General features: G+C 42.0%; 20 protein-coding genes. 14 read left to right on the top strand and 6 right to left on the bottom strand.

Annotated elements, in window-relative coordinates; all coding sequences use genetic code 11:
- On the bottom strand, positions 1-1,599 hold the full coding sequence (locus tag BV375_RS05795; protein ID WP_086758235.1) for a DGQHR domain-containing protein: 1,599 nt from the start codon (positions 1,597-1,599) through the stop codon (positions 1-3).
- 157 nt (positions 1,600-1,756) lie between these two features.
- Here BV375_RS05795 and dndC point away from each other — a divergent pair, with 157 nt between their 5' ends.
- The gene (gene dndC, locus BV375_RS05790; RefSeq protein ID WP_086758233.1) at positions 1,757-3,391 is read left to right on the top strand and encodes a DNA phosphorothioation system sulfurtransferase DndC; all 1,635 of its coding nucleotides are present in this window, start codon (positions 1,757-1,759) and stop codon (positions 3,389-3,391) included.
- Between the two features lie 87 nt (positions 3,392-3,478).
- Here dndC and BV375_RS05785 read toward each other — a convergent pair whose 3' ends face one another.
- On the bottom strand, positions 3,479-3,724 hold the full coding sequence (locus tag BV375_RS05785; RefSeq protein ID WP_086758231.1) for a helix-turn-helix transcriptional regulator: 246 nt from the start codon (positions 3,722-3,724) through the stop codon (positions 3,479-3,481).
- 121 nt (positions 3,725-3,845) lie between these two features.
- Between BV375_RS05785 and BV375_RS05780 the strand changes: the two genes are divergently transcribed.
- The 9 genes from BV375_RS05780 to BV375_RS05745 all read left to right on the top strand — a co-directional run bounded on the left by BV375_RS05780 (position 3,846) and on the right by BV375_RS05745 (position 11,768).
- The gene (locus tag BV375_RS05780) at positions 3,846-4,100 is read left to right on the top strand and encodes a hypothetical protein (RefSeq protein ID WP_086758229.1); all 255 of its coding nucleotides are present in this window, start codon (positions 3,846-3,848) and stop codon (positions 4,098-4,100) included.
- 118 nt (positions 4,101-4,218) lie between these two features.
- A complete protein-coding gene (gene dndD / locus BV375_RS05775; RefSeq protein ID WP_086758227.1) occupies positions 4,219-6,204 on the top strand; it encodes a DNA sulfur modification protein DndD in 1,986 nt (661 codons plus the stop codon).
- Positions 6,205-6,255: 51 nt separating this feature from the next.
- Entirely contained in the window at positions 6,256-6,642 is a 387-nt protein-coding gene (gene dndE, locus BV375_RS05770) for a DNA sulfur modification protein DndE (RefSeq protein WP_086758225.1), read from the top strand.
- Between the two features lie 72 nt (positions 6,643-6,714).
- Positions 6,715-8,166 (top strand): DNA phosphorothioation-associated putative methyltransferase, encoded by a 1,452-nt coding sequence (locus BV375_RS05765; RefSeq protein ID WP_086758223.1) that lies wholly within the window; start codon positions 6,715-6,717, stop codon positions 8,164-8,166.
- A 149-nt stretch (positions 8,167-8,315) separates the two neighbouring features.
- Positions 8,316-9,611 carry an AmpG family muropeptide MFS transporter gene (locus BV375_RS05760; protein WP_086758221.1) on the top strand — a complete coding sequence of 432 codons (1,296 nt, stop codon included), beginning with the start codon at positions 8,316-8,318 and terminating at the stop codon, positions 9,609-9,611.
- Positions 9,596-9,997, top strand: coding sequence for an ABC transporter permease (locus tag BV375_RS05755; RefSeq protein WP_086758219.1), 402 nt, complete (start codon positions 9,596-9,598; stop codon positions 9,995-9,997). Before BV375_RS05760 ends, BV375_RS05755 begins: the two co-directional genes overlap by 16 nt.
- 131 nt (positions 9,998-10,128) lie before the next feature.
- Positions 10,129-10,293: a hypothetical protein gene (locus tag BV375_RS36590; protein WP_166507383.1), complete on the top strand. Its 165-nt coding sequence runs from the start codon at positions 10,129-10,131 to the stop codon at positions 10,291-10,293.
- Positions 10,294-10,311: 18 nt separating this feature from the next.
- The gene (locus tag BV375_RS05750) at positions 10,312-10,863 is read left to right on the top strand and encodes a GNAT family N-acetyltransferase (protein WP_086758217.1); all 552 of its coding nucleotides are present in this window, start codon (positions 10,312-10,314) and stop codon (positions 10,861-10,863) included.
- 149 nt (positions 10,864-11,012) lie between these two features.
- The gene (locus BV375_RS05745) at positions 11,013-11,768 is read left to right on the top strand and encodes a HEAT repeat domain-containing protein (RefSeq protein ID WP_086758215.1); all 756 of its coding nucleotides are present in this window, start codon (positions 11,013-11,015) and stop codon (positions 11,766-11,768) included.
- Between the two features lie 69 nt (positions 11,769-11,837).
- Here the strand turns inward: BV375_RS05745 and BV375_RS05740 are convergent, their stop codons facing one another.
- Complete coding sequence (locus BV375_RS05740; protein WP_086758213.1) at positions 11,838-12,743, bottom strand: amino acid ABC transporter substrate-binding protein; 906 nt, start codon at positions 12,741-12,743, stop codon at positions 11,838-11,840.
- Between the two features lie 490 nt (positions 12,744-13,233).
- Here BV375_RS05740 and BV375_RS35785 point away from each other — a divergent pair, with 490 nt between their 5' ends.
- The 3 genes from BV375_RS35785 (at position 13,234) to egtD (ending at position 17,624) form a co-directional block, all read left to right on the top strand.
- On the top strand, positions 13,234-13,449 hold the full coding sequence (locus tag BV375_RS35785; protein ID WP_143842008.1) for a hypothetical protein: 216 nt from the start codon (positions 13,234-13,236) through the stop codon (positions 13,447-13,449).
- Between the two features lie 338 nt (positions 13,450-13,787).
- Complete coding sequence (locus BV375_RS05735) at positions 13,788-16,496, top strand: glucosidase (protein WP_086758211.1); 2,709 nt, start codon at positions 13,788-13,790, stop codon at positions 16,494-16,496.
- Positions 16,497-16,607: 111 nt separating this feature from the next.
- The gene (gene egtD, locus BV375_RS05730) at positions 16,608-17,624 is read left to right on the top strand and encodes an L-histidine N(alpha)-methyltransferase (RefSeq protein WP_086758209.1); all 1,017 of its coding nucleotides are present in this window, start codon (positions 16,608-16,610) and stop codon (positions 17,622-17,624) included.
- A gap of 65 nt (positions 17,625-17,689) precedes the next feature.
- Here the strand turns inward: egtD and BV375_RS05725 are convergent, their stop codons facing one another.
- The gene (locus tag BV375_RS05725; protein WP_086758207.1) at positions 17,690-18,079 is read right to left on the bottom strand and encodes a pentapeptide repeat-containing protein; all 390 of its coding nucleotides are present in this window, start codon (positions 18,077-18,079) and stop codon (positions 17,690-17,692) included.
- A 165-nt stretch (positions 18,080-18,244) separates the two neighbouring features.
- Between BV375_RS05725 and BV375_RS05720 the strand changes: the two genes are divergently transcribed.
- On the top strand, positions 18,245-19,489 hold the full coding sequence (locus tag BV375_RS05720) for a hypothetical protein (RefSeq protein WP_086758205.1): 1,245 nt from the start codon (positions 18,245-18,247) through the stop codon (positions 19,487-19,489).
- A gap of 221 nt (positions 19,490-19,710) precedes the next feature.
- Here BV375_RS05720 and BV375_RS38640 read toward each other — a convergent pair whose 3' ends face one another.
- Positions 19,711-20,160 (bottom strand): SDR family NAD(P)-dependent oxidoreductase, encoded by a 450-nt coding sequence (locus BV375_RS38640; RefSeq protein ID WP_279432905.1) that lies wholly within the window; start codon positions 20,158-20,160, stop codon positions 19,711-19,713.
- 99 nt (positions 20,161-20,259) lie between these two features.
- Positions 20,260-21,879, bottom strand: coding sequence for a Na+/H+ antiporter (locus tag BV375_RS05710; RefSeq protein WP_086758203.1), 1,620 nt, complete (start codon positions 21,877-21,879; stop codon positions 20,260-20,262).
- Between the last annotated feature and the right edge of the window lie 52 nt (positions 21,880-21,931).

Below are 21,931 nucleotides of genomic sequence, written 5' to 3'. Positions count from 1 at the left end.
TTACAGTAAATTTGGCAATCCAACTTCTTTAGGTTCAACAAACTCACCATCAAACCCTATAGTTTTATTTTCTACAGTTCTAGCATTAGCCAAAGCCTTACGAAGTTCAGCACGTTCCATTGAATCCTGAATTCCACCGAGAATATAAATTAATAACTTGGTTGCCAATTCCTTTCCTGAAACCTGTACTCGCTTTTTATTAGGATCATACAAAATGCCATACCAAAGAGACTGCGGATATTCCATACCAGTAAAACCGCCTTGCTGGTCAAACTTTCGTAATTTCTTAAAAATGCTGGTTAGAGACAAACCTTTTTTAAAAACCAAAAATCCCAAAGCTTGCGCCAAAGCCACTTGCGCTACAGGACGGAAAAGCATATTTCCCTCACCGCCGCCTTTTTCAAAGCTAAACCTTCTTAAAATTGGTGTATCCTCGTGTTCCAAAATCTTATAACTAGGTAAGCTTGCCAAATTATCAAAAAGTTTGCTGAATTCTGCAATTCCCTGTTCAATTTCCTCATCTTCTGGACGCATGGGAATTAGACCTCTCTCAAAAGGTTTCCAGTGGGGAAACTTATAACCTAAATATCTCTCTGACATATCTTGTAACGCTTGCAAAGTTGTCAAAACCGTAGAATTTGCTGCTACTGTTGCACTATTCCAATTAACGCGGGGGTTACGATTTTGTTTTTGTTCCAAAAGTGAGTGAGTAACTGCAATTTTTCGCGCCACAATTGCAAAACCATCATCTTCATTTAGTTGTGCTAACTGTCCTTTAGTTAAGGGTGCAGCCATCAGATTAACATGAACAAAAACAGACCTAACTCTCCGCCTGGCTTCAGTGCGAGTTTCCCCAGCATTCACCGCACAAATAAATTCAATACCAATTTTTTCCTTAGGTAGACTTTGTAAATAATTAGGATCTACTTGATATTGTTCGATTAAATCTGACACCGTGATAAAACTATCATCAGCCGTTTTATCTTTTTTATATCGCTGGAGTTTGCCAGTTTTAATTAACTCTATTAAACCCTGCACTCCCATCAGCCGATGTTGACCATCAAGTGCATAAATGCTTACGGTTTCCTCAGAAACATTCAGTAAGCCGACCTTACCATCTTTATCTAGAGGTGTAAAATTAGTAGTAGAGTTTCTGGCACGTCCTTCGCTATCCCATTCAGCAGCTTTATGTTTATCCACCCAAGGTTGATTAATTACCACTAACACTGGGGGAAACTTATGGTTTTTTCTTGCTGCTAAATACTGAACTAGTGGTGCTTGGCGTGACCAGTCAAGGGGACGCTGTTGAATTTCGTCAATGCTATCTGCGTCAATTTCGATGTTATCTGTCTCGGGATTATATTTTTTTTGCAGTAAGGGTAAACCAGAGGCGAAGTGAACCCGACCCGCAAACCATTCTAGAGTTACAGACCCGACATAAGCCTCTGTACCCCCCATTTCAGTTTTTTGAACGAGAATCTGGTCTTTTTTCTCTAAAAATTTCTCTATAAGTAATGCTAGTACTTCTTTTTCCTTGTTTTCTCTGTCTAGGTACTCTCTAACAATATTGGCAGTAGGATCAGATGCAGTGTCTCTCATGTTAATTTTTAAAAACTTATTTATGTAGTGTAGCTATATTGTCCAAAAAGTTAGATACTAGTTGAGCAGTTTTTAAAAACTTTTTGGCAACCCGTTCATTCAATTTGCGTAGATAGAAAAAATGAGGTAAAGCCCAGATATCCAAAGGTAGGGAGCAATGACTGAAGCACAACAATCAGAAAATAAAGGTCAGCAGACACGTACTGTAGCAGAGTTAGTGGAAGAGATCCAAGCTCTAACTACTGAAATTCAAGAATTGTATTGTTTAGATGCAATACCTTGGATTATAGGCGTATCTTGGGGAAAAGATTCTAGCGCAGTTTTACAGCTTGTTTGGAATGCGATCGCCCCTCTCCCGCCAGAAAAAAGAACTAAAACAATCCATGTAATTACTACAGATACTCAAGTAGAAAATCCTATTGTTGCAGCCTGGGTTCGTCAATCTATGCAGCAGTTACAATCTGCTGCAAAAGAACAAGGAATGCCGTTTGAAACCCATCTGCTTTATCCCGCAGTCAAAGATACCTTTTGGGTGAACTTAATTGGTAAAGGTTACCCTGCACCCCGTATACGCTTTAGGTGGTGTACCGAGAGGTTAAAAATTCAGCCTGCCAATACTTTTATCCGCAACATGGTTCGAGAAAATGGTGAAGTAATTCTTGTATTGGGTATGCGTAAGGCTGAAAGTACCAAACGAGCAGCCACAATGGAGAAACACGAAGAAAAAAGGGTGCGCGATCGCCTCAGTCCAAGAGCCAGTTTAATCAACTCACTAGTTTATACTCCTATCGAAGATTGGCGTAATGATGAAGTATGGCTTTACTTAATGCAATGGACAAATCCTTGGGGCGGTAACAACAAGGATTTATTTAATATTTATCGAGGTGCAACAGCAGATAATGAATGTCCTCTAGTTGTTGATACTTCTACTCCTAGTTGTGGCGATTCCCGTTTTGGTTGTTGGGTTTGCACACTGGTAAGTCAGGATAAATCAATGGAGGCGATGATCCAGAATGATGAAGAGAAAGAATGGATGCAACCTCTACTTGATATTCGTAATGAACTAGACATTAAAGAAGACTGGGAAAAGAGAGATTTTAGAAGAATTTGGGGTGATGTCCAACTATTTGAACATACTAAAAACGGAGAAACTTCCGTTGTGCCAATACCTGGTCCCTATACCAAATTTTGGCGTGAGCATTGGCTTAGACGGTTATTAGAAGCGCAAACACAAATCCGTCACACAGCACCAGAAAATATGCGCGATATTACTTTAATAACTTTAGAAGAACTGAGTGCTATTCGCCGTATATGGCTAGAAGAAAAACATGAATTTGACGATAGCTTACCCCGCATTTATCAAGAAGTAACTGGCGAAGAATTTAAAGATCCGCGTCCTGGCGCTGACCTGAGTCTATTAGGTAGCGATGAATGGGCTGTACTAGAAGAAATTTGTGCAGATGATGCAATGCACTTGGAACTAATGGCGAAACTTTTGGATACAGAACGCCAATTTCGGAAAATGTCCCGTCGTGTGGGAATTTACGACACCTTAGAAAAATGCTTTGCTACCAGTTCCCGTTCTAAAGATGAAGCAGTGAAAAATGCTCATTTAAAACGAGATTTGAAAACAGCTGTTGAACAAGGTGATGTTGAAAAGGTCAAGCAGCTAACTTTAGCAGACTTTACCGCACCAGATACGCCAGTGGACACAACCAATGTTACACAATCTGATCTTGAAACAAAGACATGGGCAAGCATGAAATTTAAAAATCAACAGACAAAGCCATAAAGGATTTTCAAATGAAAACATCCCAATTGTAGGGGCACGGCACCGATAAGTTGTCTATCTTACCCCAAGTCTTTGGATGCCGTGCCCCTACTGATGATTCTCATCTTCGTCAGCGTCTCCCAAGTAAAGCCTGATAAACTCCTGCGCTGCGACTGGGTTAATTTTTTTCAATGCATCCCGAATTTCTAGCACAGTATCGGCAACAGGGTCTCTAATCTCGTTTACCCAACGGTGAACATTTGGTCGTCCTGTTCCCATCGTTACTGCTAACTTGTTTTGGCTAATGCCATAAATGTCTAACACCTGTCTCAGCGCTTTTCCTGCTTTTCCCATGCCTTTGATTGTGTCAAAGGCTTATGACCTAGTAAATGTTACCGATGGGTAACTAAAGGTTTAAAATAGTAATGTTGCCATTAGGTAACAGAGCATCTTACCAACAAACAGGTAAATCCCAATGACGAAAAGCTTTTTGGCAGATGCCTTTCCAGCATCTACACCTCTTGTTTCATCTGATAATTCTCAAGAAACAACGCCAGGAAGAGAGTCTGTAAAAGTAGTAATTTTTGGAACTAAATCAGGCGTCAACAACACAATTCTCACTCTCTACAAACTAGGTTTTGCGCAAGTCAACGAATGGAGTCCTCTATTACCGAGTCCTAACCCTGGCGAAGTCATGAGTATATTAACAAGGCATATTGTGACAACCTGATTTGATTTCAATTAATGAAAAATATGGTAGTGTGGGCATTGCCCACACTACAAAAAAGAGATGATATTGGGCAATTTTAATTTGCCGAAAATATTATTTTATCTTCACTCTAATTGCAATGATATTTCTTGAACTAGTTCTACAAAACTTTGGCCCCTACGCTGGAAGACAAGTAATCAAACTTGACCCAAGAAGTGGAGAAAATGCCCGTCCAATTATTCTTCTAGGTGGGATGAATGGTGGTGGAAAAACTACTCTTATGGATTCTATACGCCTTGCTCTATATGGGCAACGTGCTCAATGCTCTACTCGTGGTAATCTCAGCTACGCAGATTTTTTAACTCAATGCGTTAATAGTAAGGCTAACCCTACTGAAAAAACTAGGATTGAATTACTGTTTGAACATATTGAAGACGATAAGCCAATAAAATATCGCATTGTTAGAACTTGGGAAAAAAACCCTAAAGACGGTAAAGATGCACTAGGAATTTTAGGCGATGATGACACCTGGCCTGTTGATTCTCTAGTGAATATTTGGGATGACTATATAGAGAATCTTCTACCTTTAGGTATTTCTAACTTATTTTTATTTGACGGGGAACAAGTTAAAGAACTTGCAGAACAAGAAACACCACCCCAAATTGTGATTGAAGCTATTCGCGGACTTTTAGGTTTAGAGTTGGCGGATAAATTAGCAGTTGACTTGGAAATTTTAGTCAATCGTAAACGTAAAGAAATTGCTGATACTAAAGATTTAGCTGACCTAGAGGAAATTGAACAAAGGTTAATAGAACAACACGAAGATTATCAAGTTATAGAAGAAAAGTTAGCTAGTTACAAAAATCAAGTTGAAGAATTAGAAATTATCCAGCGAGAAGCTTTAGATAAATTTGTGTCTGAAGGCGGCAAAATCGCGGCTGAACGCAATCAGCTAGAACAACAACAAATGGAAAGAAATACCGCCGCCGAGAATATTAGACAGTCTATGTGTGACTTAGCTGCTGATGTTTTACCATTGGCGTTAATTCCTAATTTACTGAGTCAGGTACAAGTACAGGGAGCAAAAGAATTTCGCTATCAACAAGTACAGTTAGCCAGAGATGTTTTACTAGAGCGAGATAAACGTTTACTTAAATGGCTCAGTGAGTTAAAAATTACTTCAGAGCAGGTTGATAAAATTCAGTCTTTTTTAGTTGAAGATGTTGATAATTTATATACAGATTACTCTCAAGTGGAAGCTCCTTGGTTATTAGCTGACGAGGAAAGTTTAAGCCAATTAGATAATTTCATATACCATGTAAAAAATGCTAAAACTTCGGCAAAACAACAATTATCTAATCTCAAAAATCTAGAAGAAGAACTAATTGTTTTAGCTAGACAAGTGCAAACAGCAGCAGAACCTGAAGCTTATCAAAAGCTGCGTGATGCCGTAGAAGAAGCACAAAACCAAGTTGCTCAAGCTAAAGCTATTTATGAAACGACTCGCCAACACTTAGCTGAATTAACAGATACTCTAGAACAGACAAAAAAAGAATTAAAAGATTATACCGAAAAAAATATTGATACTAAAAATAGAGAACATATTATTACTTCAGCCGCTAAAGTTCAAGAAACGCTGAAAGTTTTTCGAGAAAAACTAACTCTGAGAAAACTTAATAAATTAGAAGAAGAGGTAAAAAATTGTTTCCTTTATCTACTACATAAATCTGATTTAGTCTATCGCATCGCTATTGATACCAAAACCTTTGCCTTATCTCTTTTCGATTTTGATGGTAAACCTGTCCCGAAACATCGCCTGTCAGCAGGGGAAAAACAACTTCTGGCGATCGCATTCCTTTGGGGACTTGCCAAAGTCTCTGGACTCCGCCTACCAGTAGCAATAGACACGCCTCTCGGCAGACTCGACTCCTCTCACCGCCAAAACCTAGTCGAGAAATACTTTCCTGCCGCCAGCCATCAAGTGATTTTGCTTTCTACTGACACCGAAATTGGTAAAAAAGAAGTAGAGACACTGAGAGAAAATGAAGCGATCGCCCACGAATATCTCCTCAAATACAACTCCAATACTCGCCAAACAACTATACAACCTGGATATTTTTGGTAACTCTATTTCTCTGTGTTCTCTGCGCCTCTGTTGTTCGTTACTTAATAACCTATGGAATCCCCAATCGAAAGAATAAAACTTTCTCAAACAGCCAAAGACCAACTACTCAAACTCCGCCGCAACACCAAAATTGACCAATGGAATATATTATGCCGTTGGGCATTTTGTCGTTCCCTTGCAGAACCCACTCCACCTTCCCCCGTACCCATTCCCCAAGATAGTAATGTGGAAATGACCTGGCGCGTCTTTGGCGGCGAAATGTCAGATATCCTCCTCCTAGCCTTGAAGCAACGCTGTCATAACGACGGCTATCTTACCGACAAAGAAACCCTGGCCACCCAATTTCGCCTGCATTTACATCGGGGAATTGGTTACTTAGCTGGCGATCCAAATATCAAGAAAATTGAAGATTTAATTGAATTAGCACTGAAAGATTGACAGGATATAAAACATGGTGCGTTATGCTGCTGCTAACACACCTAAATCCTTTCAATATCTTGAAATGCTCTTATGGTAGAGAGCTATGTAGAAATTGAGCGTCATCGAGCTGCGATCGCCCGTATTGACATCTCTCGCCCTGTACGATTGGCGATAGAATCGGCAATCATCAATCAAGAGACTACGTTTTTTGATTACGGTTGCGGCTACGGTGGCGATGTCCAGCGTGTGGCAAACTTAGGTTACACCAGCGCAGGTTGGGACCCATACTACTATCCCGATGAGCAAATTACCGCCGCCGATGTTGTCAATTTGGGTTATGTCCTCAACGTTATAGAAGACCCCCAGGAACGGCGCGAAAGCTTAATTAAAGCTTGGGAACTCACCCGCAAAGTCTTAATTGTCGCTGCTCAAATTCTCATTAATGCTCCCAGTAAGACACAATTAGCTTACAGCGATGGCATTGTTACCCGTCGCAATACTTTTCAGAAATATTACGAACAAGAAGAACTCAAAACTTACATTGATGAAGTACTGAATGTAGATGCTGTACCCGTGGCTTTAGGCGTTTACTTTGTATTTCGAGATGAAACTGAAAAAGAAAATTACAAAGCTATTCGCTTCTTTTCTCGAAGTTCTACCCCACGAATCCGCATCCCTAGCAAGCGGTTTGAAGATTACCAAGAACTTCTCGCACCATTGATGGCTTTTTTCACCAAACGCGGGAGATTACCAGTCAAAGGTGAATTGAGCAATGAACAGGAATTACTGAGTGAATTTGGTAACTTCCGCCGTGCTTTTAGTGTAGTATTACAAGCTACCGATGAAGCAGAATGGGATGCGATCGCCTACCGTCGTTCTTTGGATATCCAAGTTTATCTTGCCCTCACCCACTTCGAGCAACGTCCGTCATGGCATAAGCTAGCTCCAGAAATGCGACACGACATCAAAGCTTTTTTTGGAAGTTATGAAGAAGCTTGTGCAGTCGCCGACCAAAAACTTTTTAGCTTAGGTCAACCTAGAGTTGTACAAACAGCCTGCGAAAAAAGCAAAATTGGCAAACATACCCGTGGTGCTTTATATGTCCATGTTTCTGCCCTTACAGAACTCGATGCTTTGCTGCGAATTTATGAAGGTTGCGCCAGCCGTACCATTGGGCGTGTAGATGGTGCCACCTTAATTAAATATTGCACCGACAAACCGCAAATCTGCTATCTGTTTTACCCCGACTTCGACACTGATCCCCATCCCGCCTTAAAAGCCAGCATCATTATTGACTTTCTTACTTTAAAAATCACTCACCGCGACTACCAAACCAGAGCAAATCCCCCAATTCTGCATCGTAAAGAAACCTTTGTCACACCCAACTACCCGCGCTACGAAGAATTTGCTAAACTCACCCAACAAGAACAGCAATTAGGGCTGCTCAAGCAAAAAAGTGATATTGGCACCCGTGAAGGTTGGAAAAAATGCCTTGCCGCACATGGGGTAGAAATTAGAGAGCATCAGGTTTATCAAGTTTAATTTGGGCATTGGGCATTGGATATTGATGACTAGTTACCTTATCCCTATACCCCCTTCCCTATTCCTTATTTTGTATATTTGCGTGAAATCATCCGGCAGCTATGGCAAGATAACTGCAAATCACAAGAGGTAGGAAGGAAGTTTCAAGTATGAATGTAAATCAGTCGCTGCTAAAAGTTTTTAGCAGTCGTAAGATGGGAGCTTTGTTATTTTTGGGGTTTTCATCTGGGTTACCGTTATATCTAACCAGTCAGACATTACAAGCTTGGTTGACGAAAGAAGGAATTGGCTTGGCTGCGATCGCAGCTTTTAGTCTAGTAAAATTGCCTTATTCTCTAAAATTTCTCTGGTCGCCTTTACTTGATAGATTTGTACCCCCGTTTTTGGGGCGACGTCGAGGCTGGCTAGTGATTACCCAAGTAGCATTACTATTAGGTATCGTTGCGATGGCTTTACAAAATCCATCCCAAGGACTGCAACCTTTGGTAATTGCTGCGGTAGCCGTTGCTTTTTTTAGTGCCAGTCAAGACATTTTAGTTGATGCTTACCGTACTGATATAGTTGAAGCCCAAGAAAGAGGTGCTGGGGCTTCGATTTATCTATTGGGGTATCGGATTGCCATTCTGGTTACAGGTTATGTCACCTTGTTTTTGGCAGATAGAATGCCTTGGCAAGTAGTGTACTTATTGATGTCCCTATTAATGCTTGTAGGCGTGGTAAGTTCTGTATTTGCACCCGAACCAGTTTTACAGAATCGACCTCCTCAAACTTTATACGCTGCTGTTAAATTACCTTTTGTGGAATTTACCCAACGTAATGGTTTACTTCAAGCACTTTTAATTCTAATTTTCATTGTTATCTACAAGTTAGGAGATTCCCTATTGAAGAATGTATCTACCCCATTTTTGTTAGATAAAGGCTTACATTTCACTCAATCCGACATAGCATTTCCTGGAGCTTTAGGAATTTTTGCCACCATTGTTGCTACCTTGGCAGCAGGTGCAATAATGACCAAAATTGGTGTTAATCGCTCTTTGTGGATCTTCGCTATACTTCAAGCTGTCGGCAATCTAGCCTTCTTTGCATTAGCACTTGTAGGTAAAAATTACTATCTAATGATAGCTGCTGTAAATATAGAACAATTCTGTGCTGGCTTAGAAACAGCTGCTTTTGTAGCATTTTTGATGAGTCTTTGTAACCCTAGCTTTTCTGCGACTCAGTACGCTTTACTTTCCAGTTTGCAAGGTTTTAGTAGAGATATCCTTACGGCTCCCGCAGGTGTATGGGCCCAAGCCACAGGCTGGTCTACATTCTTTCTGCTCACAGCACTAGCAGCTTTACCAGGATTACTGTTGTTACCATTTTTTGCCCCCTGGAACCCCAAGCCAGTAGCAATTCCTAGACCAGGATTAGAAGAAGATGAGGATGTATGGGAAACCAAGTAGTGATTATTGTCGGGACGTTTATCCTCTTGCTGACTGGCCTGCTACTAGGCTACGTTCTCTCGCAGTTAGTATTAGGATTTCTAGGCTTTAACCTACTAACTTTGTTGGGAACACTCAGCCTGATTTTAATTTTTGGTACCCTGTACTATGTTTTATTTTGGCAATTGCGTAGAGAGCAGTCACAGTCATTTAATAGTGGAATTTCAAATCAGACAGATGACTTTCTTTATGAAAGCGATCTCAAAAATAGACTGATTGCTAGATTAGATGGTGACATAGACACTGCTGAACGCTTAATTGCGCAAGCCAAGCAAAATTATCCTGGTATGGAGGAAAATTGGTATGTTGAGAAAGTCATTGAAGACTGGGATCGCGATCAACGCTAACACGGCTGTGCTTCGCGATCGCTGATAGCTTTTGTTTGTTATTGCCAGAACATCGCTAAAATAAATCAAGAAAACTTTACAAATCTACAGCTAGTTTCTTAAAAAGCTACCTAGCTTTTTCTTATCCAAATATGGCTATTTTTCGTCAATACATTGCTCCTTTGCTGGTAGTGCTAGTATTTATCCTTGCCCTAGTAGCAGTCAGCGCCCGCATCTTTTTACCTTCTGATATGGCTGCACCTGCACCAATTGAAGAAGTAGGGTTAATTGTCCCAGCCCATAACTCAATTAGCTAACCCAAATTAGTGTCAAAAGTGCCTGAGCAACTGCTACCAGGGTACAGTATTCGCCTTGGCTCCGCCTTGGATCGGGCGCTACTGGTAAAGTTCATGCAACGAAGTTACCAGGATATTTTTCCGCAAGGGGATTTTTCCCATCTCGCCCAAACAGTCGAGCAATACTTTTCTAGTAATACGCCTTTGTGGTGGGTAGATGAGGAAGCAGGGGAAGAAGGTACAAAGAGGGGGGGACGGGGGGACGCAGGGAAAGAACTCTCCGTGTCTCCGTCTTACCATGTCTCTGCGTCTTCTCCCGTTGCTTGCCTGTGGGTAGGAAATGCCATAGATCAAGTCGGAGGAAGCCGTCATGCTCACATCTTTCTTCTCTATGTTGTGCCAGAACATCGGCGGCGAGGTATTGGTACAGCTTTGATGAGATATATAGAAAATTGGGCAACTCAAAGAGGCGATCGCCAGATTGGGTTACAAGTATTTCAATCCAACCAAGCAGCATTGAATCTTTACAATCAACTTGGTTATCAAACCCAATCCCTATGGATGGTAAAATCACTCAATATGGAAAAATAAACTAGTGCAGTCTGGCAGAAACGCTTAGGCAGTTAAAATGTGACTAAAAAGCAGCTTTTATAAACATTACACCCTTCTGCTACGGCAGTTGCCACAAGTCTGGGACTGAACGCACTGCCTCTTCTGCCCTTCTGCCTTCTTGCACTATTATGTATGACGAAGACGACCTAAGCCTACTCGATATCGAAGTGGAGCTAGAAAGCCCCTTAGATCGCATGGAACCACTTGCTGAATCAGAAGTGGCAAAACCCGATCCAGAAGTGATGCTAGCTCTGTTAGAAAATGCCCAGCCGCAGCAACGAATGCTAGCAGCGCGTGCTTTTTGTGACATTGAAGATGCACGTGCTACACCCCATCTCATCCGTTTGTTAACTGATACCTGCCCCTTAGTGCGGGTGAGTGCAGCCTATGGTATTGGGCGCAATCCCAGTGACGATGCAGTAGAGCCTTTGATTGCTCAACTGAACCGGGATTGGAATGGTTATGTGCGTAAAGGTGTGGTTTGGGCTTTAGGAAATTGCCGCGATCGCCGTTCTTTAGCACCCCTAGCCGACGCCTTAAGAACTGATATTTCCGCAGTGCGTTTGTGGGCTGCCAGTGCCTTGGCACAGATGGCAGAAGTCAGTTATGAAGCCATCATAGGCGCAATACCACCACTAATCGAAGCCTTAGTTAAAGACCCAGTAGCCCCGGTGCGGAGTAACTCCGCCTGGGCAATTGGACAGTTGTGCCGCGAACTACCATCTAACATAGTTTATGGCACAGCGATCGACGCTCTAATTCAAGCTTTTGCCGAAGACCAAGATTTAGGTGTCAGAGAAGACGCTAAAGCCTCATTATTAGGTGTAGGCGACCCCCGTGGTTTGCAGCTAATCGAAACTTTAGAACAAGAAGGATGGTTCTAATTTGATTGAAAATCCCTCGGCTATTTGTTGAGGGATTCTTTGATCGTGCAGTTAGCCATTTGCGAAAGCCTAGAGGTCACTTTTGGGAACTTCTTCACGAAATTCTATAACCAATTGCATAGTTTCCACTACCAAATCACGTAAATCCCGGTTGAGAGCTACAGTACCTTGAGGTCCAAACCAACGGTCAAAAATCGTGACATATCGTTGATTACCATTGACGAATCCTTGCATGAACTTGACAAGAGAATAGTTAACTGTATCCAATAATTTGGAGTTATTTTCAGGCACCATGCAAGCGATACCTTCTCGTGAATAGGGGCGATCGGGTACGATCGCAAAAGCATCTGAATTTTTTTGCTTTTGCAGCCATGCTTCTAAAAGAATGCTATCGGATGAGAAAGCATCAAGAGTGCCTTGTTGCAAAGCAGTGTATCCCTCTGCCCTAGTTTTAAAATACACCAGTTTAGCTTGAGGTTGTACACGAGCGATCGCTTGCTCATTTGTAGTTCCTGCTAGCACCCCAATTCGTTTACCAATCAGGGATTCAGGAGAACCTAGATTACTTCCTTTCTTGATTAATAATTGAGTTCCAGTCACACCGTAGCTGACAGAAAAGTCTACTTTTTTATCACGCTGCCATGTAAAGCTACTAGCGTCGCAGACAATATCAACTTGTTGATTAACTATTTTAGGAATCCGCTCAGACGGACTAAGACCCACTAATTGCAGTTTAATTTTTTTTCCTAGCTCTTTTTCTAATTGCTCTTTAATCAAAGTCAGCATATCTACAGAATAGCCATTTAACTTTCCTTGACTATCCACATAGGCAAAAGGCATTGCATCTCTACTAGTACCAGCTGTTAATACCCCCGTTCTGGCTACTTTTTGCATCACAGTCTCAGCAACTACCATATTAGGCATGAATGTTGCAAATGTGAGACTTAAAATAGGAATAGCGATTTTTTTATACATAAGCTTGAAGAGTAGGTCGTTTTTTCAAAAATTAAATCTGATTTATATATCAAGCTCAAGAAGTTATCACTATCGAGTACATAGTAAGGTTATCTAGTAACTATTCTTTATATTATTACCAGGGAAAGCACTTATTTTGTAGAGAGAAAATAGTTGATAGTCTTTCAATACTGACAAAAGCGATGTCTAACGACAAGCGGCTCCGCATCTATGTTCGATTAGTCGCACCATTCTATGGTGGTCTAGTCGGTGGTGTCGGTTTCTGTGCCGTTGAACTGGCGTTCGCGCAGCGTATCCGTAGGATTCACTCGAAGGGTGACGGCGGGATTTCGAGATCGGAAAGTGAGTATTTATTCACAAAAGATTGAACTATTAAAAAATAATTAAAAAATTTGCATAATACTTCTGTTAAGTGCTGACAAATAAGTGCTTCCATTTGAAGTACTGGCACAGTCATCAAGTGTCAATTCAGCTACAACAGGATTACAGTATGCTCCAATACACTGAAAAGCCCTGCTATGTTTGCAAGAAGATGATTCGTTACCGCATGGAGGTTGAAATTACCCCAGGTGGAACTAGTAAAATTTTTTGGCAGCCAATTGGTCTGACACCAGATCAACCAGATATCAACAAATGTCCCATATGTCGAAAGCAGGTGTCTAGATTCTTTGGCTATTCTTTGAGAGCATCGCTAAGTGCGAGTTAAGTAACTCAAACAGCAATTTTACATAGGTGGGCATTGCCTAGAAAGGCTGATGCGGTAAACATTTGAGGTATGATGCAATACCCACTTTATGACTTCTGTCTTAATTATTTTGCAAATCGCTGTAATTTACTAAAAAAGGTATTTTTTGAATTACTGTTACTCATCAGTTGAAACCATAAATATGAGTTTTGCCTGAGGATATGCTGTATTTATGTTGGGCTAATTTCTAGCATCTTTTAAGTCGGAACTCAGCCTGATATTTGGTAGCTACAGGATACTTCAGACAGCAAATTAAGGAACTCAATTATTGTGCAATTAGGCACGGGGTGATACTGATGATGAAAACTCCAACCCAGGAAGAAATCAGATTAGCAGCAGCCCACAATCATCAAGCCCATTGGCGCAGATGGGGCCCATATTTGAGCGATCGCCAATGGGGTACAGTACGTGAAGATTATAGCCCCAATGGTGCTGCCTGGGACTACTTCACTCACGATCAGGCTCGTTCTCGCGCTTATCGTTGGGGTGAAGATGGTATTGCTGGGATTTCTGATAATCATCAACGGCTGTGTTTTGCGATCGCGCTTTGGAATGGCGAAGATTCAATTCTCAAGGAAAGAATCTTTGGATTGACTGGAACAGAAGGCAATCATGGGGAAGATGTTAAAGAATATTACTTTTATTTGGACAGCACCCCGACTCATTCTTACATGAAGGCGCTGTACAAATATCCCCAAGCCGCTTTTCCTTACTCTCAATTAGTTACAGAAAATCAACGGCGAAATCGCCAACAGCCAGAATTTGAACTTTTAGATACGGGTGTATTTGACGAAAACCGCTACTTTGATATCTTCGTTGAATATGCCAAAAATTCTGCTGAAGATATTCTCATCCAAATTAAAGTAGTCAATCGGGGGACAGAAGCAAAGACCCTGCACTTGTTACCTACCCTCTGGTTTCGCAATACTTGGTCTTGGAATGGAGATAGCGATCAACCTACTCTCAAACAAATAAATTCAGGTAATAATTGGCAAATTATTGCAGCTTCTCACCCAACTTTAGGAAACAGGTGGCTGTATTGTCAGCAAGCAAGTGAGATTCTGTTTACAGAAAATGAGACAAATAATCAGCGATTGTTTGGCACTGTCAATACCTCTGCCTATGTAAAAGATGGCATTAATGATTACATTGTATCTGAAAATAAACAAGCAGTAAATCCTGATAAAGTAGGTACAAAAGCCGCTGTTAATTATATTGTTACTGTTGGTGCAGGTGAAACTCAAACTGTCAAATTGCGGCTGAGCGATGTACCAAATTTAACAGAACCTTTTAACTTAGAATTCGACACCATTTTTTTGAACCGACAGCAAGAAGCAGATGAATTTTATCAACGCATTACGCCATTTCCTCTGAATGCAGATATGCGTAATGTGCAAAGACAAGCATTTGCGGGAATGCTGTGGAGCAAGCAATTCTACCACTATATTTTAGAAGATTGGCTCAAAGGCGATCGCAATTCACCACCCCCACCCCCAGAACGTTGCAAGGTCAGAAATCACGAATGGTTCCATCTCTACAATGAAGATATTCTTTCTATGCCTGACAAGTGGGAATATCCTTGGTTTGCGGCTTGGGATTTGGCATTCCATACTATTCCTTTGGCAATTATTGACCCTGAGTTTGCCAAATACCAGTTAGATGTGCTGACGCGGGAATGGTATATGCATCCCAATGGGCAAATTCCAGCTTATGAGTGGCAATTTAGCGATGTTAACCCCCCTGTTCATGCTTGGGCAAGCTGGCGGATTTACAAGATTGAACAAAAGGTATATGGACGTTCAGATAGACAATTTTTAGAACGGGTGTTTCAGAAATTGATGCTCAATTTCACCTGGTGGGTGAATCGCAAAGATGCTGAAGGAAACAACGTCTTTCAAGGGGGATTTTTAGGTTTAGATAATATCGGTGTATTTGACCGTAGCGCTACCTTACCCACAGGTGGACACATCGATCAATCTGATGGTACCAGTTGGATGGGGATGTATTGCCTGAATATGTTGGCGATCGCGCTGGAATTGGCAAAAACTAATCCTGTCTACGAAGACATTGCCACAAAATTCTTTGAGCATTTCCTCTACATTGCCGATGCGATGAACAAAATCGGCGAACTAGAAGCCAGTTTATGGAATGCTCAAGATGGATTTTACTACGATGTGCTGCATTTACCAGAACGGCAGATTACTTTAAAAGTCCGCTCAATGGTGGGACTAATTCCCCTATTTGCAATTGAAACCATTGAACCAGATACCTTAAATATGCTTCCTGGCTTCAAAAGTCGCTTGGAATGGTTCATTAAAAATCGCCCTGACTTGAAGCAAAATGTCGCTTGTATGGTAACCAAAGGCGTGGGCGCTAGAAGATTACTAGCGATCGTCTCACGGGATAAACTCAAAAGCATCCTGCAAAAGATGCTTGATGAAAACGAGTTTTTTGGCCCCTACGGCATTCGCGCCCTTTCTAAATTTCATGCCGAACATCCCTATATTTTTGATGTGGATGGTTCTAAATTTTGCGTAGATTATGAACCTGCTGAATCTAGCAGTGGTTTATTTGGCGGTAATTCTAACTGGCGCGGCCCCGTTTGGTTTCCAGTCAATTTCTTGCTGATTGAATCCCTACAAAAGTTTCATTATTACTTAGGTGACGATTTCCAAGTAGAATGTCCTACAGGTTCTGGTAAAATGATGACATTGTGGGAAGTAGCATCTGAACTATCTCAAAGATTAATCCGAATTTTCTTGCAAAATGCCTCAGAGCAAAGACCCGTTTATGGTAGTACCCAAAAGTTCCAAACCGATCCGCACTGGCGAGATTTAATTCTTTTTTATGAGTATTTTCATGGTGATAACGGAGCAGGAATTGGTGCAAGCCATCAAACTGGATGGACAGGTTTGGTTGCTAAACTCATTCAGCAATTTGGTGAATATGAAGCACAAAATCAGGAACCTGAGATAGATAAGAAAACTCAAGCGATCGCCTTAGTATAAGAATCCATAAATCTACATTATTCATACCAGTAGAGCAGACTTGATGTCTGCATCTACTTGCTTGACATGGCTGGAAATTAAAATCTCACCTAATAACAGGAGACAAATAAATTGAAGACTGAACAAAAAGAGAATTCGCGCTTGCGTTGGATTAATTTAAATTCAGCGATCGCATCAGTCGATGAAGGTACAGATATAATTGACGGACTAAATCAAAATCCGAAAACTTTGCCCTGTCGTTATTTCTACGATGATCGAGGCTCAGAACTATTTGAGCAGATTTGCGATCTACCAGAATATTATCCGACTCGCACCGAGCAAGCTATCTTAGAAACCTACGCTGCCGAAATTGCTCAGATGACAGGTTCTTGTCATTTGATTGAACTAGGTAGTGGTAGTTCCCGTAAAACTCGTCTGTTACTAGAAGCATACAGTGAGATTGTTCAAGAACTAGAGTATTACCCAATTGATGTTAGTAGCGGTATCCTCAAAACCACAGCCTTGGATTTGCTACGTCAATACCCCAAATTGAAGCTTTGCGGTTTAGCAGGAACTTACGAACAAGCATTAGCCCAACTTCCCCCAGCAGAATTAGAGAATCGGATGCTGATTTTCTTGGGGAGTACCTTGGGGAATTTAAATGACGAGCAATGCGATAAGTTCTTAACACAAGTTCAACAAGCTCTAAAACCAGGAGAATTTTTTCTGTTAGGGGTAGATTTGCAAAAGCCGATAGAAATTATCGAAGCGGCTTACAACGATTCCCAAGGAGTCACCGCAGCCTTTAACCTCAATATCCTCAACCATCTCAATCAACGTTTTCAAGGTAATTTTTCTCTAAACAATTTTGTTCATTGGGCTTTCTACAATCGAGTAGACAATCAAATTGAAATGCATCTGCGGAGTTTGACAGATCAAACCGTCATCCTAGAAGCTTTAGAGTTTGAAGTCTCGCTCCAAGCCGGAGAAACAATTCGTACCGAAATCTCCCGTAAATTTCACATACCAACATTAATCTCGGTATTAGATAACCATGCATTCCAAGCATTACAAGTATGGACTGATCCCCAAGCATGGTTCGGCTTGCTACTTTGCCAACGCCAATGTACAACTAATGAGTGTCCATAAAGGTTTTTAAACGCAGAGGAATGCAGTGTTTTTCTGCGTTCTTCTTCGTGTCTATCCGCAAACCTTTATCCTTCTTTAATTTGCACACCCGCCTGAACTGGGTCAAAATCTTCAGGAAAATGAGTATTGCGATCGCAATCTGCTTTGTCTAACTTTGCTCCTGCTAAATCAGCTTGGCGAAGATTGGCTGAAAATAACAAAGCTCCCCTCAAATCAGCATCTCTAAGATTAGCAGCACTTAGATCGGCAAAGCTTAGGTCAGTACCTCTGAGATTAGCACCACTGAGGTTAGCTGCACTGAAGTCAGCATAGCTAAAGTCAGAACCTTTGAGATCAACACCTTGTAAATTAGCATCACCAAGTTCCGCTTTGCTAAAGTTTCGTTTTCCCAATGCGTAGCTCTCCAGAATCTTAGCTACAGTATTAATAGGCTGTTGAGAATTTATTTCAGTCATAGAACAGCCTCAGAGGTTGTTTTATCGGCACTTTTGGTTAATTTGCTCCTATTTAGGATTAGAGCACAAAAATCGTTTACTGTAACATTGCTTCAATTTTTCTCTTGATTTCAAAACAATAGCCATCGGTACAGTTTCATAAATAATTCAAAGGAGGGCGAACTCGTGCCATCCCTTAATTTATTGACTGTTTTTAATCCCTCAAACTATTGGCGAAGCGGTATTTGCAGTATACCCTGGCAAGCGATCGCCCAACAATTTCAAATTTCACCAGAGGAACTCGTATTAAGCGACTTGCGTGACCTTTCACATCAACCGCTAAGTGCTCAAATTGACCGAATTGATCCTGAAGATCCTTCCCGTGATACCCTGATTTTCCAATTACCCCGCCCCATTCCTCCAGGAACAGAAGATAATGTCTTAGCCTCAACCTTTATCCGCTTATACCGGGATAAACCAATACACCCAGAAATCGGTGAGCCATACTTAGAAGTAGTATATGGCCCTGATAGACGAGAGAGGGGAGTCCGGTTTGTAAATAACCGCTTGATTATCTGGTTTAATTTAATACCTGCACCAGAAGATAATGAACGCAACTGGTTTTCTGGTTCAGCTAGCAGCGTCCAGTTAGATCGCCAAGAAATGCTCGATCCATTCCCGGCCGCAATGGGTGAATGGTTAGATCAAGATCCAGAGAAACGTTGTATGCAGGTGAATAAACTCCAGTTACCGGGACTTTCTTATCCCAAATCACCTTACTATCAAGTCTCTTTGTTCAATCATTCTTATCGACTAGTATCTCAGTCAAGTGGTTCTGTCCGCGCCACAATTACCATTGCTTCCGAACCCTTTGATTATATGGGGCCAGATCCGATTACTGGTCACAATCGTCATTTATTGTGTGAACTTTATCGAGTTATTAGCTTATACGCTGGCGCAGATTATTTGATTGAGGAATTATTTGTCAAAGGAAAACCCAAAGCGGAAGAAGACAGGGTAGAAGGTGCAGAAATAGTCAATCTTGACTTTGGACTACAATACTTTGCTCACATGAATATGGGACAAACCCAGGAGATTGAGCAAGTCTTCCCTGTTCCTGATTGGTTCGCCGTCGGCTCAACAGCAGAACCCTATGCCGCTTACGGTTTAGCAACTAATTTGCATATCGAATCGGTAACACATCCTCATGAAGGCAATAAAAGTTGTTTTTCCTGGCAGTTATTACCTGGTAAATCTGCAAAATGCCTGCACTTATTTATGCGCGATCAACCACAAGGATTTGACGCACGAGTCGGTCATTATTGGTACGAGTTGATTTACAGGCCCCTTAAAGCAGAAATTTATCACGATACTGCTGTAAAAAGTCCAATTCAAAACAATAGATTGGTTCCTGCGCGATCGGGCAAATAAATAAGCTAACCTGCCTTTAAGTTGCATAATCCTTAGCCTCATACCAATTCCAGGAAAAAATGAGACGCGTAGGTTGGGGAGCCACTCACGTGAGCGGGTTTCCCGACTTGAGTGAAGTGGCGTTTGAACTCAGTGAAACCCAACAATTACAAGACTTTGAAGTGTTGGGTTTCGTTCCTTAACCCAACCTACATCCACATCATATTTTTTGTGAAATGGTATCAGAAAGACGCGATGAGGCAGTCGCAGTCCTGGTGGTTGCCGTCGGTTGCGTTGCAGTCAGTAACTCTGTTATGATTCGGGGTTGATCTCTGCCATCCGATCGCACAACCAGTCATCATGAGTTGGGTCTGGTCTAAGGAGCGGTTATGCCAAACCCAAAGACTACAATCGATGCTTAGGTCCAGCCGCCCAAAAGCCTCAACGGTCTTCGCTAGGGCCGCCTTCACATCCTCGGCTTGCGTCACGTCGCACCGGACGGCGATCGCCCGTTTGCCGAGTTCCTTGATCAGGCGGGCCGTCTCTTGGTTACCCTGTTCTGAAATGTCAGCGACCACTAGATTAGCGCCTTCACGTGCAAACGCTAGCGCCGTAGCTCGACCGATGCCGCTCGCTGCCCCGGTCACAAATGCAACCTTTCCTGTGTAGTTTCCATTCTTGTTCGTCGTCATTATTTTTCTCCTTTAATTTTTCACATAACAATTGCCTAACCCGCTGCTTGCACCTGTGATAACGGCTTTTCCTTTAGTGTTGTTGCTGATCATTTCTCCTCACTCGGTATCGGATTCCTGTAAACCTATTTCCCGAACTTTGAATTCTTCCACGTCAGTCAACAAGAGATACTTCCTGATCAACTCTTCGTCAAACTCGGCACGGCGATTCATTTTGTTCAATAAATTTCGTCGTTGCTCCAGCACTTCCAGGTAAATGGATTGATAGCCTTTTAATGAGTTTTGCCAGACGAAATTTGATTCTTCGAGTTGGCGATCAAAAAACTTCAGATCGATTTCGAGCTTCTTGAACAAATTATCCAAGTGTTCGTTGCGCGCCCGCTCTGGGCTGTATTTTTCTTCTAGGAAACGAAGCGAAGCCTGCGCTAATTTCTTTTGAATGATGATTTCCTGCTTTTGTTCAGGGATGAGGGTGAACCTATCCTTGAGGTTGACTTTACGGATCAGCCAGGGAAGCGTTAATCCTTGAAAAACCAGGGTGATGAGAATGACGATAAACGTGATAAAGAGAATTAGGTCACGATAGGGAAACGGCTGTCCTGCTTGAGTGAGTATCGGGACGGAAAGTGCAGATGCCAGCGATACCACACCGCGCATTCCTGCCCAACCGAAAATCAGCGGCCCTCTCCATCCCGGATTCGGGTCTGACACCGTGATAAAACGACTCATGAATCTCATCAAAACAGAAGTTCCTAATGTGCAAAGCAGCCTGGTTACAATCAGCACGAAAGCGATGATCGATCCGTACCAAACGGCACTGCCTAAACTAATGTTTCCCAGCTGCCGGATGACAAACGGCAATTCGAGTCCGATGAGCAAAAAAATCAACCCGTTCAAGACAAAGACCAGATTATTCCATACATTTAAACCCTCAACCCGGCTCCGATAACTCAGCAAACTATTGCGCTTGCTGGATAAGAGTAGTCCACCACTGACGACCGCTAGCACGCCCGAAACATGAAAGTGTTCGGCAAAATAATACATGCAGTAGGGCGTAACCAGTGTGAAAACGATTTCGATGCTGGACGTTGTGGGTAATAAACGGTGAATGCCGTAGAAAATCAATCCAACAACGAGACCGATCGAGATTCCCATTAAAATAACGAGAACGAAGTTGACGGCTGCCTCTTGAAAATGGAACTGTCCGGTGATGACTGTCGCCAACGCGAAGCGAAACACGATCAGCGACGAGGCATCGTTGAGCAGACTTTCGCCTTCGACAATGCTGACCAGCGACTTCGGCACGCTTACCCGCCGCATGATCGTCGTCGCGGAAACGGCATCAGGCGGTGAGATAATGCCACCTAAAAGAAAGCCCAGCGCTAAAGTAAAACCGGGAATCAACCCACTTGAGACAACTGCGATCGCGCATGACGTTAAGATGACGATCACAAAAGCAAAACCGATGATTAACCCTCGCCATTTCCAGAATTCTTTCCACGAGACTTGCCATGCCGCTTCATAAAGCAGAGGCGGAAGAAAAATCAGGAAAACCAGTTCCGGGTTGATGGTAATATTTGAAAACGGAGCGATGAAACTCAGCGCGAGTCCGCCCAATACGAGCACGATCGGGTACGGTAGTCGCAGCTTAGTGGCGATCATGACCAGCCCAAGAATGATCAAGATGAGGCAAATATATTGAATGAAAATGCCTTGCATAAAGTGAATGTTGCAAAGAAGAGTAACGCTTGTTTGTTACGAGTCTGGGGCT

Source organism: Nostoc sp. 106C, assembly GCF_002154725.1.
In the GTDB taxonomy this organism is placed as follows: Bacteria; Cyanobacteriota; Cyanobacteriia; order Cyanobacteriales; family Nostocaceae; genus Aulosira.
This window is presented reverse-complemented; position numbering and strand designations above follow the sequence as displayed.

Bases quoted from the DNA above. Each gene is read 5' to 3' on its own strand.
- BV375_RS05795 (WP_086758235.1), bottom strand. From the start codon at position 1,599: ATGAGAGACACTGCATCTGATCCTACTGCCAATATTGTTAGAGAGTAC.
- dndC (WP_086758233.1), top strand. From the start codon at position 1,757: ATGACTGAAGCACAACAATCAGAAAATAAAGGTCAGCAGACACGTACT.
- BV375_RS05785 (WP_086758231.1), bottom strand. From the start codon at position 3,724: ATGGGAAAAGCAGGAAAAGCGCTGAGACAGGTGTTAGACATTTATGGC.
- BV375_RS05780 (WP_086758229.1), top strand. From the start codon at position 3,846: ATGACGAAAAGCTTTTTGGCAGATGCCTTTCCAGCATCTACACCTCTT.
- dndD (WP_086758227.1), top strand. From the start codon at position 4,219: ATGATATTTCTTGAACTAGTTCTACAAAACTTTGGCCCCTACGCTGGA.
- dndE (WP_086758225.1), top strand. From the start codon at position 6,256: ATGGAATCCCCAATCGAAAGAATAAAACTTTCTCAAACAGCCAAAGAC.
- BV375_RS05765 (WP_086758223.1), top strand. From the start codon at position 6,715: ATGGTAGAGAGCTATGTAGAAATTGAGCGTCATCGAGCTGCGATCGCC.
- BV375_RS05760 (WP_086758221.1), top strand. From the start codon at position 8,316: ATGAATGTAAATCAGTCGCTGCTAAAAGTTTTTAGCAGTCGTAAGATG.
- BV375_RS05755 (WP_086758219.1), top strand. From the start codon at position 9,596: ATGGGAAACCAAGTAGTGATTATTGTCGGGACGTTTATCCTCTTGCTG.
- BV375_RS36590 (WP_166507383.1), top strand. From the start codon at position 10,129: ATGGCTATTTTTCGTCAATACATTGCTCCTTTGCTGGTAGTGCTAGTA.
- BV375_RS05745 (WP_086758215.1), top strand. From the start codon at position 11,013: ATGTATGACGAAGACGACCTAAGCCTACTCGATATCGAAGTGGAGCTA.
- BV375_RS05740 (WP_086758213.1), bottom strand. From the start codon at position 12,743: ATGTATAAAAAAATCGCTATTCCTATTTTAAGTCTCACATTTGCAACA.
- BV375_RS35785 (WP_143842008.1), top strand. From the start codon at position 13,234: ATGCTCCAATACACTGAAAAGCCCTGCTATGTTTGCAAGAAGATGATT.
- BV375_RS05735 (WP_086758211.1), top strand. From the start codon at position 13,788: ATGAAAACTCCAACCCAGGAAGAAATCAGATTAGCAGCAGCCCACAAT.
- BV375_RS05725 (WP_086758207.1), bottom strand. From the start codon at position 18,079: ATGACTGAAATAAATTCTCAACAGCCTATTAATACTGTAGCTAAGATT.
- BV375_RS38640 (WP_279432905.1), bottom strand. From the start codon at position 20,160: ATGACGACGAACAAGAATGGAAACTACACAGGAAAGGTTGCATTTGTG.
- BV375_RS05710 (WP_086758203.1), bottom strand. From the start codon at position 21,879: ATGCAAGGCATTTTCATTCAATATATTTGCCTCATCTTGATCATTCTT.